Origin of the sequence: Saccharopolyspora sp. CA-218241 (assembly GCF_050954615.1) — a bacterium.
Taxonomy (GTDB): Bacteria; Actinomycetota; Actinomycetes; order Mycobacteriales; family Pseudonocardiaceae; genus Saccharopolyspora; species Saccharopolyspora cebuensis.
The window spans coordinates 3170412-3185160 of record NZ_CP191860.1 but is presented as its reverse complement, the minus strand read 5'-3'; the positions used below and the strand labels follow the sequence as shown (position 1 = coordinate 3185160).

General features: G+C 74.2%; 12 protein-coding genes and 1 pseudogene. 7 read left to right on the top strand and 6 right to left on the bottom strand.

Translation table 11 applies throughout. The features are described 5' to 3' along the window. Positions 1 to 50: 50 nt before the first annotated feature. Genes ACQP0T_RS15150 through ACQP0T_RS15140 form a run of 3 tightly spaced genes read right to left on the bottom strand, consistent with a single transcriptional unit; the run spans position 51 to position 4074 of the window. Complete coding sequence (locus ACQP0T_RS15150; protein WP_433868651.1) at positions 51 to 779, bottom strand: SDR family NAD(P)-dependent oxidoreductase; 729 nt, start codon at positions 777 to 779, stop codon at positions 51 to 53. Beyond that, positions 770 to 1684 (bottom strand): DMT family transporter, encoded by a 915-nt coding sequence (locus ACQP0T_RS15145; RefSeq protein WP_433868650.1) that lies wholly within the window; start codon positions 1682 to 1684, stop codon positions 770 to 772. Before ACQP0T_RS15145 ends, ACQP0T_RS15150 begins: the two co-directional genes overlap by 10 nt. Continuing rightward, positions 1681 to 4074: an MGDG synthase family glycosyltransferase gene (locus ACQP0T_RS15140; protein WP_433868649.1), complete on the bottom strand. Its 2394-nt coding sequence runs from the start codon at positions 4072 to 4074 to the stop codon at positions 1681 to 1683. The genes ACQP0T_RS15145 and ACQP0T_RS15140 overlap by 4 nt, the downstream gene beginning before the upstream one ends. A gap of 236 nt (positions 4075 to 4310) precedes the next feature. On the opposite strand from ACQP0T_RS15140, the gene ACQP0T_RS15135 reads away from it, so the two are divergent. Then, a complete protein-coding gene (locus tag ACQP0T_RS15135; protein ID WP_433868648.1) occupies positions 4311 to 5048 on the top strand; it encodes a GntR family transcriptional regulator in 738 nt (245 codons plus the stop codon). A gap of 191 nt (positions 5049 to 5239) precedes the next feature. On the opposite strand, the gene ACQP0T_RS15130 is transcribed toward ACQP0T_RS15135, so the two are convergent. Beyond that, the gene (locus ACQP0T_RS15130; RefSeq protein WP_433868647.1) at positions 5240 to 6739 is read right to left on the bottom strand and encodes an LCP family protein; all 1500 of its coding nucleotides are present in this window, start codon (positions 6737 to 6739) and stop codon (positions 5240 to 5242) included. Between the two features lie 273 nt (positions 6740 to 7012). Continuing rightward, positions 7013 to 7576 carry a GNAT family N-acetyltransferase gene (locus tag ACQP0T_RS15125; protein ID WP_433868646.1) on the bottom strand — a complete coding sequence of 188 codons (564 nt, stop codon included), beginning with the start codon at positions 7574 to 7576 and terminating at the stop codon, positions 7013 to 7015. A gap of 152 nt (positions 7577 to 7728) precedes the next feature. Between ACQP0T_RS15125 and ACQP0T_RS15120 the strand changes: the two genes are divergently transcribed. Next, entirely contained in the window at positions 7729 to 8484 is a 756-nt protein-coding gene (locus ACQP0T_RS15120) for an SDR family NAD(P)-dependent oxidoreductase (RefSeq protein WP_433868645.1), read from the top strand. Positions 8485 to 8545: 61 nt separating this feature from the next. Here the strand turns inward: ACQP0T_RS15120 and ACQP0T_RS15115 are convergent, their stop codons facing one another. Beyond that, entirely contained in the window at positions 8546 to 9829 is a 1284-nt protein-coding gene (locus ACQP0T_RS15115; protein ID WP_433868644.1) for a lactate racemase domain-containing protein, read from the bottom strand. A gap of 137 nt (positions 9830 to 9966) precedes the next feature. On the opposite strand from ACQP0T_RS15115, the gene ACQP0T_RS15110 reads away from it, so the two are divergent. From ACQP0T_RS15110 to ACQP0T_RS15090, 5 genes and pseudogenes are all read left to right on the top strand, one after another. Continuing rightward, entirely contained in the window at positions 9967 to 10575 is a 609-nt protein-coding gene (locus ACQP0T_RS15110) for a TetR/AcrR family transcriptional regulator (RefSeq protein ID WP_433868643.1), read from the top strand. Positions 10576 to 10702: 127 nt separating this feature from the next. Further along, positions 10703 to 11263: pseudogene (locus tag ACQP0T_RS15105) on the top strand (carboxylesterase family protein); the annotation flags it as partial. A gap of 89 nt (positions 11264 to 11352) precedes the next feature. Then, on the top strand, positions 11353 to 12189 hold the full coding sequence (locus ACQP0T_RS15100) for a carboxylesterase family protein (RefSeq protein WP_433868642.1): 837 nt from the start codon (positions 11353 to 11355) through the stop codon (positions 12187 to 12189). Between the two features lie 149 nt (positions 12190 to 12338). After that, positions 12339 to 13394, top strand: a complete 1056-nt coding sequence (locus ACQP0T_RS15095) for a LacI family DNA-binding transcriptional regulator (protein WP_433868641.1) — start codon at positions 12339 to 12341, stop codon at positions 13392 to 13394. A 40-nt stretch (positions 13395 to 13434) separates the two neighbouring features. Next, on the top strand, positions 13435 to 14748 hold the full coding sequence (locus tag ACQP0T_RS15090) for an MFS transporter (RefSeq protein ID WP_433868640.1): 1314 nt from the start codon (positions 13435 to 13437) through the stop codon (positions 14746 to 14748). The last annotated feature ends 1 nt before the right edge of the window (position 14749 follow it).

Genomic DNA, 14749 nt, shown 5'->3' with positions numbered 1-14749 from the left:
GCCCGGCCCGGTGCGCGGGCGCACCGGGCCGGTTCAGCCGAAGGGCCGGTTCAGCCGAACCGCTGGGACAGCCGTTCGAAGGTGCCGGGCAGCGCGCCGCCGACCCGCGCGGCGGCGGCCAGCCAGCCCGGCACGAAGACCTCGCGCCTGCCGCGGCGCACCGCCCGCAGGACCGCGCGCGCGACCGCCTCGGGCTCGACCAGCCGGGGGAAGCCGCGCTCGTAGCGGCCCCGGGTGTCGAAGAACGGGGTGCGGACCGCCCCGGGGAGCACGGTGCTCACCCGGACCGGCCCCGCCGCGCAGCGCAGGCTCGCGGCGAAGGCCCGCACCCCCGCCTTGGTCGCCGCGTAGACCTCCTCGTCGCGCACGCCCACCGCGGCGATCGAGGCGACGAACACCAGGTGACCACCGCCGCGCCGGCGCATCCCGTCCAGCGCCGCGGTGCTCAGCAGCACCGGCGCGGTGAGATTCAGCGCGATCATCGCCCCCGCCGTGCCCGGCGGCATCGCCGTGACCGGACCGGCCCAGCCGACCCCGGCGCTGTGCACCAGCAGGTCGGCCCCGCGCGCGTGTTCGACGGCCGCCGCCAGCCCGTCCGGCGCGGTCAGGTCGGTCGGCTCCGCCCGGCCCCCGGTGGTGGCGGCGACCTCGGCCAACCGCTGCTCGTCCCGGCCCAGCAGCACCAGCTCGCAGCCCGCACCGGCCAGCGCCCGCGCGGTGGCCGCGCCGATGCCCGACGACGCACCGGTGACCACCGCGCGGCTGCCCGTCAACCCCACGAGGACTCCGTCGGGTCGCGCCGCTCGGCGGCCTTGCGGAGCTGCTCGCTGCGGCGGGACAGCACCACGATGCCGCCGACCAGCACCACCGCGGCCAGCACCTCGCCGAGGACGACGCCGGGGGTGGTCTCGATGCGCTCGCCGAGCCAGCTCACCCCGATCGCCGCCGACACCAGCGGGTCGACGGTGGTGATGACCGCCAGCGCCGGTGAGATCACCAGACCGCGCTGGAAGGTCTGCTGGCTGAGCAGGAACCCGATCGGGCCGATCAGGCACACCAGGTAGAGCGACCAGTGCTGGAACGGAGCGGCGATCCCGCCCGCCCGCGCCTCCCCGGCGACCACCTTGATCAGGCCGGCTGTGATGCCGTAGAGCACGCCGGTGGCCAGCGCCCACGCCACCACCCCGACCTCGCCCGCGGAGAACCGCCCCAGCAGCAGCGCGGCGATCACCAGCAGGGCCAGCACCGAGGCCAGCGGCGCCACCGGGTCGCCGGTGAACCCGGTGCCCTCGCCGGAGGGCCGGGCCAGCACCAGGAAGGCCGACAGCCCGGCGATGCAGGCCAGCCCGCCCAGCAGGAGCACGACGTCCAGCCTGCGGTGCGCCATCCAGGCCGCGAACGAGGCGCCGAACAGCACCGAGGTCACCAGCAGCGGCTGCACCAGCACCAGCGGCCCGAACGCCAGCGCGATGACCTGCAACGACAGCCCGACCACGACGGTGCCGATGCTGAGCACCCAGATCGGCTTGCGCACGAGCTGCCACAGCAGCCGCGGGTTCAGCGCGTTGACCCGCGGCACCTGCTTGGTGACGCGGTGCTGGATGGCGCTGGCCAGCCCGAAGCTGGCGGCGCCCAGCACCGCGGCGGGCACGGCGATGGCCAGCTCGGTGCTGTCCGCGCTCATCCGTGCGCTCCGAGCCGCCGCAGGTCGCCGAAGGCACCGCGGACGTGCTCGGCGAGGGCATCGGCGTGCGGGGCCAGGCCGGGGTCGGTGGTGATGCCGAAGCCGACGCCCTCGCCCCAGTTGATGGCCCCGATGCCGATGCCGACCCCGTCGGCCAGCGAGAGCACCGGCAGCACCTGCTCGATCAGCGCACCGGCCACGTGCGCCGGGCTGCGGCGCCCGGGCATCACCGACACCACCGCGTGGAAGAACCGCTTCCGGTAGATCGTGCGCACCACGAGGGCGTGCAGCGGGGCGGGCAGCGCGCCGAGCGCCCGGAGCACCGCGACCGCCGCCGCGGGGTGGCCGCCGCGCTCCGCGGCGGCCAGCCGGGCGGTGACCTCGGCGAGCCGCCGCCGCACCGGCATCGGCCCGACCGGCAGGTCCACCGCGAACGACGCGGTGTGGTTGCCCGGCGCGTCCAGGCCCGCACCGCCCCGGGCGGTGCGCATCGTCTTGGGCACCATCACCCGCACCCGCTGCTCCGGGGCCGCCCCACCGGCGTCGTCCAGCAGCCGGTGCAGCCCCTCGGCCACCGCGGCCAGCAGCAGCGCCGAGCTGCTCACCCCGCGTTCCCGGGCGGTGGCCCGCACCTCCCGGGCGGACAGCTCCAGCCAGCCGAAGGTGCGGTCCGGGGTGCTGCGCCCGGTGAACCCGCCCGCCGGCGCCGCGCCGACCCGGGCCAGGCTCACCAGACCGCGAAGAACGGCCCCGGCGCGGCGGTACCAGGGTGGGGCGTCGCCGGGTCGGCGGGCGTGCGGCGGCGGCACGTCGCAGAGCAGCCGCACCAGCGTCCCGTTGACCGCGATGCCGTCGCCGAGCGCGTGGTGCATCTTGGCCAGCAGGGTGGCCTCCTCGTCCCCTTCCTCCTGGATCAGCAGCAGCTCCCACGGCGGCCGGTCGGTGCGCACCGGCGTGCGGAAGAACTCCTCGACCAGATCGGCGTGCTGGCGGCCCGAGCGGGGTTCCCGGCAGCGCAGGTGGTCGGCGGGGTCGATCGAGGCGTCGTGCACCCACTCCGGCCGGCGGCCGCGGCGCCGCACCAAGCGCCGGTTGAGCATCGGCAGCCCGGCGGCGTGGGTGCGGATGCGCTCGGTCAGGTGTTCGCCCCACTCGTGCGTGGACAGCTCGCTGCCGGTCAGCCGCAGCACGGTGCCGATCTGCTGCGGCACGGTCGGGGTGGTGGCGTGCACGAAGAACGCGTCCTGCGGGCGCAGCGGCCGCCTGCCGTGGTGGCGGGGCACCTCGGCCAGCGCCGCGACCTGCTCGGCGAAGTCCCCGGCCTGGGCGTGCTTGAGCGCCCGCTGTTCGAGCTGGGTCAGCGCGTCGGGCTGCTCGGTCCACCGCCGCAGCAGCGCGGTGAGCTGGTCGGCGTCCCAGCACAGCTCGGCGAGCTCGGCCTCGGCCATCAGCTCCGCGTTGGCCTTGCCGTGGCCCGCGATCGGTTCGAACATGACCACCGCCCGGCCGCAGGCCAGCGCCTCCAGCGCGGTCGCGCCCCCGGCGTTCGTGATCACCGCGTCCGCCGCGGCCATCAGCCCCGGCATGTCCTCGACCCAGCCCAGCGGGACCACGCGCGGATCGGCCAGGTCGGTGAGCCGCTGGCGCAGCGCGGCGTTGCGGCCGCAGACGACGACCACCCGGTCCACCCCGTCGGCGCGCCGGGCGGCCCGCACGGCGCGTTCGACGGACCCGAAGCCGAGCGATCCGCAGGTGATCACCACCGCGAACCCGTCGGCGGGCAGTCCGGCGGCGGTCCGGGCCGCCGTGCGGTCGGCGGGGTGGAACGCGCCGACCGCGGGCGGGACACTCACCGCCCCCACCGCGTCGGGCTCGGCGCGCCGCATCTCCCGCAGGCTCACCTCGCTCATCACGTGGTGCAGGTCGACCTCCGGGTAGACCCAGAACGGGTGCGGCGAGAAGTCGGAGATCACCGCCGCGATCGGGACCTCGCGCAGCTCGCCCCGCCGGCGCAACCAGTCCAGCCCGGCGGTGCCCAGCGGATACGTCGACACGATCAGGTCGGGCCGGTGCGCGGCGACCGGCGCCCGCAACCGGCGTCCGGACCAGGCGCCCACGAAGCGCCGCGAGGAGTCGGCGAACCACCGCCACCGCCACAGCGCCGAGTAGAACAGGTCGTAGAGCCACGGCGTGGATTCGACGTTGGTCGCGTAGATCCAGTTGAAGGTCCGCGGCACCCAACCGCCCATCTCCGCCAGCGCGTCCACCCAGGACACCTCGCACCCCGGCCAGCGCTGTTCGGCGGCCTCCGCCACGGCGCGCGCGGTCGCGTTGTGGCCTTCACCGATGGTGGCGCTGATCAGCAGCACTCGTCGCGGCTGGAGACTCACCACAGGAGGAATCCTTTCGCCCGGGCAGTGCTCCCGCAGGCTAACGCCGTGCGCGGTTGTCGGCTGGCCGAACGATCGCCGGGTCCGCCACAGTGGACTCCGCCGACCGGACCGCATCACCCGGCCAGGGCAGCGCTGGTCGTTTCGGGTGACCGGGCGCGGGTGCGGCCGCCGACCTGGTGGCATCGGGGTGATTCCGGGGATGCCGGATGCAGGACCCTGGCAGTATCACGCGCATGATCAAGCCCGTCGCACATCCTCCTCGACGGCGGCTCAGCGATGAGGTCCGGGATTGGATGCTGGCGGAGTTGGTGCTCTCCGGCGATCTCGAACCGGGGGACCGGCTGCCCAGCGAGGCGGAGCTGTGCGCCCGCTACAACGTTTCCCGGATCACCGTCCGGGCGGCGCTGCGCAGCCTCCAGGACGCCGGATACATCGCGGTCCGGCACGGTCGCGGATCGATGCTGCTGCCCCGCGCCGACAGCATCGCCGCCGGACTGGACCGGCTGTGCCCGCTCGAAACGTTCGCCGCCGAGAGCGGCAACCGGATCTCCAGCACCGATCAGCACGTCGAAGCGGTGTCCTTCGACGACCGCACCGCCCGGCTGCTGGGCGTCCGGGCCGGGAGCCCGGGCGTCGTGGTGCGCCGGACCGAGCTCTACGGCGGGACGCCGGTGGGCCGGGTCGTGGAGCACGTGCCGGACGGGGTGCTGCCGCCGTCCCGGCTGCGCGAACCCGGTGCGGTGCTCGACCGGCTGCTGACCGACGTGGGGGTGGAGTACACCGACTGCGATCTGACCCCCGTGGTGCTGGACCGGGAGCTGGCCGAGGCCCTGTCGGTCGACGCCGGGAGCCCGGCGCTGCACCTCGACGAGCTCGCCCGGGTCGGCGACGGCCGGATCGTCGCTCGGAGCCAGGCGTGGTTGCTGCCCGAGCACTTCCGGTTCGCCCTCCGGCGGCGCAGGCAGGAGTGAGCCCGGCCGCGTCGCGCGGGGCGCAGGGCCGCGACGTAGTCTGGGGCGGCGAATCGCCTCGCGGCGATGTCGCGTCCCGGCTGGCGGTTCAGCGCTGGGGGTAGCCACCAGTCGCGCCGGTGGTGGGCCGCGAGGGGGTCGGCTCACCACCGGCCCGGGCGCCACGTCCGGTCCGGCTCACCCGGATCAATTCACGCAGGGCACGCCGTCGGCGGTGATCGCCTCGTCGAGCCCTTCGCCCTCCTGCTGCGCGGGTCGCGTCCCGTCCAGCGCCAGCGGCTGCGCGGCGCCCATCTTGGTCGGCCCCGGTAGTCCTCGCCGAGGACCACCTCGACCTGGCCCGGTGCCAGTGCGTCATCCTGCTCGGCGGACAGCTCGCCGAGCGCTGAGGCCACCCGCTCGCCCGCATCGGCCAGCCCCGGCGCGTAGCGCACCGACGACGTCTCGGTGCGTTCGGTGCCGCTCACCTCCGTGACGGTGATGCCCTGCGCGCTCAGCCGCTCCCGCACGCGCTCGGCGAGGCCGTCGTCGCCGGTGCCGTCGAGCACGGTGACGGCCGGGGCCGTCGCGGCGGGGGACTGCCCGGTGGCGCGGGCGATCGCGCCGCGCACCTCCTGCGGGTCGACCTGGACGGCCATGCCGTCGCTGGTCGGGTAGGCGGCGTCCTCGATCGGGATCGTGGTGAACCGGACCGCGCCACCGGCCAGCCCGCGCATCCGCTCGGCGAAGGCGAAGATGTCCCAGTCGTCGTCGAGCACCAGGGACTGCTGCACCGAGTCGATCAGCGCGCGCAGCCGGGCGGGGTTGGCCAGCACGTCACCGGAGAGCACGGTGCCGGCCAGCCCGGCGAGGAACGCCTGCTGGCGCACCACGCGGTCGAGGTCGCCCCGCGGCAGGCCGTGGCGCTGCCGGACGAAGGCCAGCGCTTCGGCGCCCACGACGGTCTGCCGCCCGGCGGCGAAGTCGGCACCGGAGTACGGGTCGTGGGCGGCGGACTTGAGGCAGACCGGCACGCCGCCCACGGCTTCGGTGATCCGGGCGAACCCGAGCAGGTTGACCTCGGCGTAGTGGTCGACCGAGGTGCCGGTGAGCTGCTCCACCGTGCGCACCAGCAGCTTGCGCCCCGCCTCCGCGCTGCGGCGCTCCAGCTCCGGCGAGGGCGCGAGGCCACCGGCCACCAGTTCGGCGCGGGCGGTGTCCGAGCCGCGCACGAACGCCGAATTGATCTTGTGCTGGCCGTGGCCCGGGATCTCCACGAAGGAGTCCCGAGGGAAGGAGAAGCCCACCGCGCTGGAACCGTCGTTGGGCACGTGCAGCAGGATCACGGTGTCGGTCAGGCTGGCCTCGTTGGAGGTCGCGTGCAGCTCGCGCAGCACCTCCTCGGGCAGCGGGTTGCCGTGCGCGTCGGTGCGGCTGTCCATGCCCACCAGCAGGATGTCGGTCGCGCCGTCGGTGTGCTGCTCGCTGGTCACGTCGCTGGTGGCCAGGCCGGTCTGCAACTGGCGGTAGTTCGTCCAGCCGTACCCGGTGACCAGCAGCACCACCAGCGAGGCCGCGGCGGTGGCGGCGCGGAACCGGGCCAGCCGCCGGTTCCGGCGCACGGCGGTCGCGGTGCGCCGGGGCGGTCGGCCCGGACGCGGTCGCGGGCGGCGGTCGGCCGGGCCGGTGCGGCGGCGCTGCTGAGATCCCACGATGCCCCTCCCCGTTCGCGGCAACCCCCAGCATCGCACCGGGTCGCAGGCTCGGCAGAGCGCGGAAACGGCCGTGCCGAGCGACATCCGGCGGCCCTCGGCGATCACTTGGGATCCATCGAGGACCGACCGGCCGGGGAGCGGAACTCGGCCCGGGAGCGCGGAAGCGGTGCGCCGCCGGCCGGGCCGGCGGCGGGTTCCGGCGGGAGCGGCGGAGGCCGGACGGTGATCGTCGGCAGCGCTCCGGCATCACCGGACCGGGTGGGCCGGGGATCAGTCGGCGGCTTCGTCCGGATCGCCGGGGTCCAGGTCGGCCGGCCGGACGCGGTAGACCTGCAGCGTGGTGGCGTGGTACTTGTCCGTTTCGCCCACCCACTCCATGCCGATCCGCTCCGCGGTGGCGATGGCCCGCTGGTTCTCCGGCAGGGCCAGCGCGCTGACCTCCTCGATGTCGAAGCTGAACGCCCACCGCAGCAGCGCCCGGGCGGCCTCGGTGGCGTAGCCGTGGCCCCAGTCCTCCGGGCGGAGCTGCCAGGTCAGTTCGAGATCGTGGTCGTAGGGCGGCAGCAGCCGCAGCACCAGCCCGCCGATCACCACGCCGTCGGAGCGGCGCTGCATCGCGAACCGGCCCGTCGGCGGCACCAGGTTCGGCTGCGCCTCGATCCAGGAGTGCACGACGGCGCGCATGGCGGCCAGGTCGGCGACGCTGGACACGGCCGGGGTGAGCCACTCGGTCACCTCCGGGCGTCCGTAGAGGTCCAGCGCCGCCTGCACGTCCGCATCGGCGCTGGTCCAGTCGCGCACCACGAGCCGTCTCGTCGCCAGCGCCGGATCCATCGCGACCACCCCTCCCGCATCCCCGGGGAACGGTCCATCCTACGCCGATCCGGCGCGGGCCGGAACGTCGTGCGCACGGATCCGCACGGCTCGTTGACACCCGTCGGCCGGTCGTGGACGATCACCTCGGTTCCGGCACCGGGAGGACGCGCGTGGGCACGGCATTCGACCTGACCGGGCGGACCGCCGTGGTCACCGGCGGTGGTCGCGGGCTCGGGCGCGGCCTGACCACCGGACTGCTTCGCGCGGGCGCCGACGTGGTGGTGCTCCAGCGCAGCCCGCTGGACCCGGACCTGGTCGACTCGGCGGCCGGGCTGGGGCGGGAGCTGGAGTGCGTGCCCGCCGACCTGGCCGACCCCGCGAGCACCGATGCCGCCGTCGCCGAGGTCCTGGACCGCCGCGCGGTGGACGTGCTGGTGAACAACGCCGGGGTGCAGGCCAGGCACGCGGCCGAGGACTTCCCGGACGCCGACTTCGACCACGTCCTCGACGTGAACCTGCGCTCGGTGTTCCGGTTGTGCAAGGCTTTCGGCCGTCCGATGCTGGAGCGCGGCCGCGGCAAGATCGTCAACATCGCCTCGCTGCTGAGCTTCCAGGGCGGCATCCGGGTGCCCGCCTACGCCGCGAGCAAGGGCGGCGTGGTGCAGTTGACGATGGCGCTGTGCAACGAGTGGGCCGGGCGGGGCGTCAACGTCAACGCCATCGCACCCGGGTACATGAGCACCGACCTGAACACCGCGCTGCGCGCGGATCCGGTCCGGCACCAGGAGATCTCCGAACGCATCCCGGCCGGGCGGTGGGGTGCGGCCGACGACCTCGCCGGGGCGGTGGTGTTCCTGTCCTCGGCGGCGGCCGACTACGTGCACGGTGCGGTGCTGCCGGTGGACGGCGGCTGGCTGGCCCGCTGAACCTCCCGGGGCACGTGCGGCGGTCCGGCGGGCCCGGTGCGGGCGCCGCCGGACCGGCGGGTCACGGGCGGGGCAGCATCCCCCGCTCGTCGAACGCCCAGTCGCGGGGTTCGCCGAGGACCTCGATGTCCGGGTGCGCGCCGACCTCCTCGGCGTAGGCCTCCGAGACCTCGATGTGCGGCATCGACAAGGTGTTGCGGATGCGCACGATCCGCGCCGTCGCGTTGGTGGTGTCCAGCGAGCTGTGCACCGCCGCGACGATCGCGTCCCGGTCGCTGCCCAGCGCCATCGGGATCCGCGCCCCGTCGGGTACGCCCGAGGTCAGCGAGTTGGTGTAGAACGAGGCGAAGTCGATCCCGTCGACGCAGCGCTGGGTGGTGAAGTCGGCCATCCCCAGTCCGCAGGCGTTGCCGTGGGTCTTCTCGGTCAGCCCCAGCACGACGATGCGCTGCAACGGCGGCGCGACGAAGCCGTCGGCGTCGACCGGGGTCCGCCCGGTGATGTTGGGATCCATGCCCGCGCCGCTGATGTCCTTGCCGATCTCGTCGACGACGAGCACGTCGATCCGGGACAGCAGCAGGCGGGGCATCAGCGACTTCGCCCGGGTGAGCAGTTCGGTCTCCCGGTCGAGCATTTCCGCGGGCTCGACCAGCTCCACCGCCGCGATGTGCTCGTAGCCGTTCTCCACCACCGCCAGGCCGAATTCGATCGGCACCGCGTCGAGCACGGCCTCGGCGACGGCCGGGATGAGCTCGCCGAACCGGCCGAACCCGTGCTTGTGCAGGGTGGCCGCGCCCCGGTGCTTGCCCAGCCCGATGGCCAGCATCTTGGCCAGCCCGCTCTCCACCCCGGCCTTGAAGTCGGTGTGCGGCTTGACCCGGTTGACCACCACCACACCGTCGGCCTGGGCGGCCTCGGCGTCGAAGTGCACGGGCGTGCCGTCGGGCAGCTCGGCGACGATCGCGGTGTCCATCGAGGCGATGATCGGCGCGCCGATCGCGTCCTCGGTGATGCCGTACTCGGCGAGCACCCCGCGCTGGCCTTCGGCGGTGGCCCCGCCGTGGCTGCCCATCGCGGGCACCACGAAGGGTTTGGCCCCGCAGCGCGCCAGCGCGTCCACGACGACGGTGATGATGCGCCCGATTTCGGCGACGCCCCGGCTGCCCGCCGCCACGGCGATCCGCTTGCCGTTGAGCGGTCGCCGCCGGTCGTGCTGGGCGACCTGCTCCCGGATGGCGGCGTCGAGGTCCTCGACGGTGTCGTCGGGGAACCGCTGCTCGACCGGGATCATGCGGGGAAGTGCGAGGTCGGCCCCGGCTAACCGGACCTGTTCGACGTTGAACATGCGTCAGATCCTCTTCCGTGCGCTGCCCTTGTGGTCAGACCATGTGACCGGGATCCTTCCACGCGGGGCCGCCGCGGCGGAAGGGGCGCGTGCGACCGGTGCGGTCCCGGGTAGCAGTACGGCTGTATGGTAATCGGATGCCCCGGGTCGCCGATCACGATCAGCGCCGCGCCCAGATCGCGCGGGCGTTCCGCCGCCTGCTCGCCGCCGAAGGCTTCGCCGGTGTCTCGTTCTCCCGGCTGGCGGCCGAGGCCGGGATCTCGGTCGGGCTCATCCAGCACTACTTCGCGAGCAAGGACGTGCTGCTGCGCTTCGCCTACGACGACGCGGTGCGCCGGCTGGGGGAGCGGGTGCGGGACCGGGTCCAGGAGGGTGCCGCCGCCGGCCTCCCGGTCGCCGAGGTGCTGCTGAACAGCCTGGTGGAGCTGCTGCCGCTGGACGCCGAACGCGACGCGGAGTACCGCGTCCGGCAGGGCTTGCAGGCCCGCGCGCTGCACGACGAGGGGCTGGCCGAGGTCGCCCGGCGGTCGGGCGGTGACCTCCTCGGGTACGTCACGGCGGTGGTGGACGACGGCGTCGCGCGCGGCGAGGTCGAACCCGGGGTGGACGCGGTGCTCGCCGCCCGCGCGATCCTCGCGGCGGTGCAGGGCCTGGCCGATCAGGTGGTGCTCTCCGGCGCGGACGCGTTCCCGGCGCGGGACGTGCTGGGCCGCGTGGTCGCCTCGGTGTTCACCGGTGGGCGCTGAGGCGGGTCGGCGGAAATCCCGAGGCGGCAATAGGGTCGTACGGTTATCATAATCGTATGATCATATTGTTATTCCACCCCGAGGGGCTGACCGCCGGGCGGCACGGCCGACGCGGGGAGCGGTCCCGGTGACCCCCACCGTGGAGCTGAGCAGCGGTGCCGTGCGCGGTCGGCAGCTCGACGGCCACCTCGCGTTCCGGGGCATCCCCTACGCCGCGCCCCCGGTCGGCGAACGGCGCTGGCGGGCGCCCGCACCCGTCGAACCCTGGTCCGGGACCCGGGACGCGACCGCGCCCGGCAATCCCGCCCCGCAGCGGGCCCGCTCGTTCGCCGAGATCACCGCCCTCGACGAGGACTGCCTGACGCTGGACGTCGTGGTCCCGGAAGGCCCGCGCACCGGCCGGCCGGTGGTGGTGTGGCTGCACGGCGGTGGCGGGACGAACGGCAGCGCCGCCACCCGCGATCCGCACCGCTTCGCGGTCACCGGCGACGTCGTCGTCGTGATGCCGAACTTCCGGCTCGGCGTGCTCGGGTGCTTCGGCCACCCCGGCCTGGCCGGTGGCGGGACCTTCGGGTTGCAGGACCAGCAGGCCGTGCTGCGCTGGGTGCGTCGCGAGATCGCGCGGTTCGGCGGCGACCCGGCGAACGTGACCCTGGCCGGGGAGTCCTACGGGGCGCTGATGGTCGCCGCGCACCTGGTGGCACCGGGCTCGGCCGGGCTGTTCCACCGGGCGGTCCTGCAGAGCGCGTTCTCGGTGCTGGGCCCGACCCCGCGCACTTGTTCATCCCCGGTGTTCCGGCGCTGCCGCCGAGGTGGTCCCCGGCCGCCGAACTGGACCGGCTCGGCGCCGCCGTCGCGGCCGAGCACGGGTGGGTCGCGCCGGGCAGCGACCCCGAATCGGCGCTCGCCCGGCTCCGCCGGGTGCCGGTGGCCGACCTGCTCCAGGCCACGGACGCCTTCATCCGGCCCGCGTTCGGCGGTCCCGCGCTGCCCGAATCCCCAGCGGTGGCCCTGCCCGCGGGGCGGTTCCACCGGGTGCCGGTGCTGCTGGGCACCACCCGCGACGAGGCGCGCTTCTTCGTCGAGCTCTTCGGCGCCGACCACCCGGTCACCGCCGAGAACTTCTCTCGGTTGCTGGCCGAGGCGTTCGGCGACGGGGCCGACGAGGTCGCCGCCCGCTACCCGCCGGACCGGTTCCCGACGCCGGGCCTGGCCTGGTCGCGGCTGAGCACCGACCGGGCCTGGGCCCGGCCGACCTGGGACCTGGCCCGCTGCCTGGCCGCGCACACCGGGACCTGGTGCTACGAGTTCGCCGACCCGGACGCGCCGGCGATCCTGCCGGGAACGCCCTCCGGTGCCCAGCACGGCAGCGAACTCGGATACCAGTTCGACCTCCCCGGAGCCGGCCCGCTCGGGGCCGACCAGCGCGCCCTCGGCGAGGCGATGAACCGGTACTGGACGGCCTTCGCCGCGCACGGCGACCCGGCTCGCGCCGACCTGCCCGCCTGGCCCGGATTCGGCACCGGGCACGTCCAGTCGCTGATCCCGGGCCGGATCGACGGCGTCGACTACCGGGGCGAGCACGCACTGGACTTCTGGTCCGCCCTGCCGTGAACCCCCGCCCCGCTCCCGGCACCGGGCCGGTGCGCAGGGCGGACGGGCTGCCGCGGACCGGTCGCCGCTTATTGTTGCTTAACGTTTTCAGCCCGCTCTAGTGTCTCCGGGCAGCCGGGTGATCCGGGGCACACGACAGGAGGTCGGGCGTGGAGGAGACGACGCGCGTGCGGCGCACGGTGGCGGGCCGGGTGTCGGCCGCCGCGGTGGCCCGTGCCGCCGGGGTCTCGCCCGCCGCGGTGTCCTACGTGATGAACGGCAAGGGGGGCGTCGCCCCGGACACCCGGCGCCGGGTGCTCTCGGTGGCCCGGGACCTCGGTTTCCAGCCGAGGCGCCCGGCTCCCGCCGTCGACCCGGACCGCAGCCGGGTCATCGGGCTGGTGATGCCCAACATCATCAACCCGGTGTACCCGTGCTTCGCCCAGGGGATCGTCAGCGCGGGCGCCGCGGCCGGGTACGAGGTCTTCGTCGCCACCACCCAGGACGATCCGGACGTGCTGCGCCAGGTGACCGCCACGCTGATCGAGCGCAACGCCGACGGCGTGATCCTGGCCGGAGCGCTGCGCGAGGACGCCACGGCGCTGCGGCTGCTGCGCGCGGCGAAGATCCCGTTCGCCTGCCTGTCCCGCAGATCCCCGTACCTGGAAGCCGATTTCGTCGGGATCGACGACGATGCCGCCGCCGAGGCGATGATGCGGCACGTGCTCTCCCACGGGCACACCGAGATCGCCACCGTGATCGGCCCCCGGCTGTCGAGCTCGTCGCTGACCCGCGAGCAGGCGTTCATCCGGACCGCGGCGACCGCCGGGGTGGAGATCGGCGGCGACCGCAAGATCAGCACCGCGCTCAGCAGCGCGGGAGGCCGGATCGCCGCGGAGCGGTTGTTCGCCGCCGACCGGCCCCCGCGGGCCGTCGTCTGCGGTTCCGACGAGATCGCGATCGGCATCATGGAGCACGCCGTGGCGCGCGGTCTCCGGGTGCCCGAGGACGTCGCGGTCACCGGCGGCGACGGCCACCCGCACAGCATCTCGGCGCTGATCGACCTGACCACCGTCGTGCAGCCGCAGCAGGAGATGGCGGTCGAAGCGCTGGGCCTGGTGCTCAAGCGGATCGAGCGCCCCTCGACGGTGCACCAATCCCTCATCTGCGCCCACCGGCTGCACATCGGGCGCACCTGCGGCTGCGATCCGGCCGCGCGTCGCTGATCCGGCGACCGAGCAACGACCCACCGCCCAGAGGAAACCCATGTCCACATCACCCGGTGCCGCGACGATGCGGCCACCCGCCGAGCTGAACAAGGTCATCCTGCGCAAGCTCATGCCGCTGCTGGTGGCGGCCTACGTGATGAGCTTCCTGGATCGCACCAACATCGGCATCGCCAAGGAACGCCTGGAGATCGACCTCGGCATCTCCGCGACGGCCTACGGCATCGGCGCCGGGCTGTTCTTCATCACCTACGCGCTGTTCGAGGTGCCCTCCAACCTCATCATGCACCGCGTCGGCGCCCGCTTCTGGATCACCCGGATCATGATCAGCTGGGGCTTGATCTCGGCGGGCATGGCCTTCGTGCAGGGCGAGTGGTCGTTCTACGTGATGCGGCTGCTGCTCGGCGCCGCCGAGGCCGGGCTCTACCCCGGCGTGATGTTCTACCTGACCCGCTGGTTCACCCGCCCCGACCGCGCCAAGGCCAACGGCTTGTTCCTGCTCGGGGTCTCCTTCGCCAACATCGTCGGCGCCCCGCTGGGCGGTCTGCTGCTGGGCATGGACGGCATCGGCGGCTGGCACGGCTGGCAGTGGATGTTCGTCCTCGAAGGACTGCCCGCCTGCCTGCTCGCCGTCCTGGTGTGGAAGCTGCTGCCCGACCGGCCGACCGACGCGCGCTTCCTCAACCGCGCCGAGGCCGAGGCGCTGGAACGGCGGATCGCCGAGGAGGACGCCGCGGGCGAAGCCGCCTCCGGCACCCGCAGCATGCGGTTGGTCTGGCGGGACCGGCAGATCCTGCTCGTGGTCGGGGTGTACCTGGCGCACCAGATCGCGGTGTACGCGCTGTCCTATTTCCTGCCGTCGATCATCGGCGGTTACGGGGAGCTGAGCTCGGTGCAGATCGGGCTGCTGACCGCGCTGCCGTGGGTTTTCGCCGCGATCGGCGCGGCCGTGGTGCCCCGGTTCGCCTCCTCCGGGCGGGCGTCGCGGAAGCTGATCAACGCCACGATGATCGGCATCGCCGCCGGGTTCGCGCTCGGCGCCGCCTCCGGTGCGGTGTTCGGCCTGATCGGGTTCTGCCTGGCCGCGTTCTGCTTCTTCGCGCTGCAGTCCGTGCTGTTCACCTTCCCGGCGTCCCGGCTCAGCGGCGCGACCCTGGCCGGCGGCATCGCGTTCGTCAACACCATCGGCCTGTTCGGCGGGTTCATCGGCCCGTACGTGATGGGCGCGGTGGAGGGCGCCACCGGGGAGTCCTCCGGCGGGCTGTGGTTCGTCGTCGGTGTCGTGCTGGTGGGCGCGGTGCTGTCGTTCTTCCTGCGCTACGGCGCCGACAAACCGGGATCGACCGAGGAGTGAG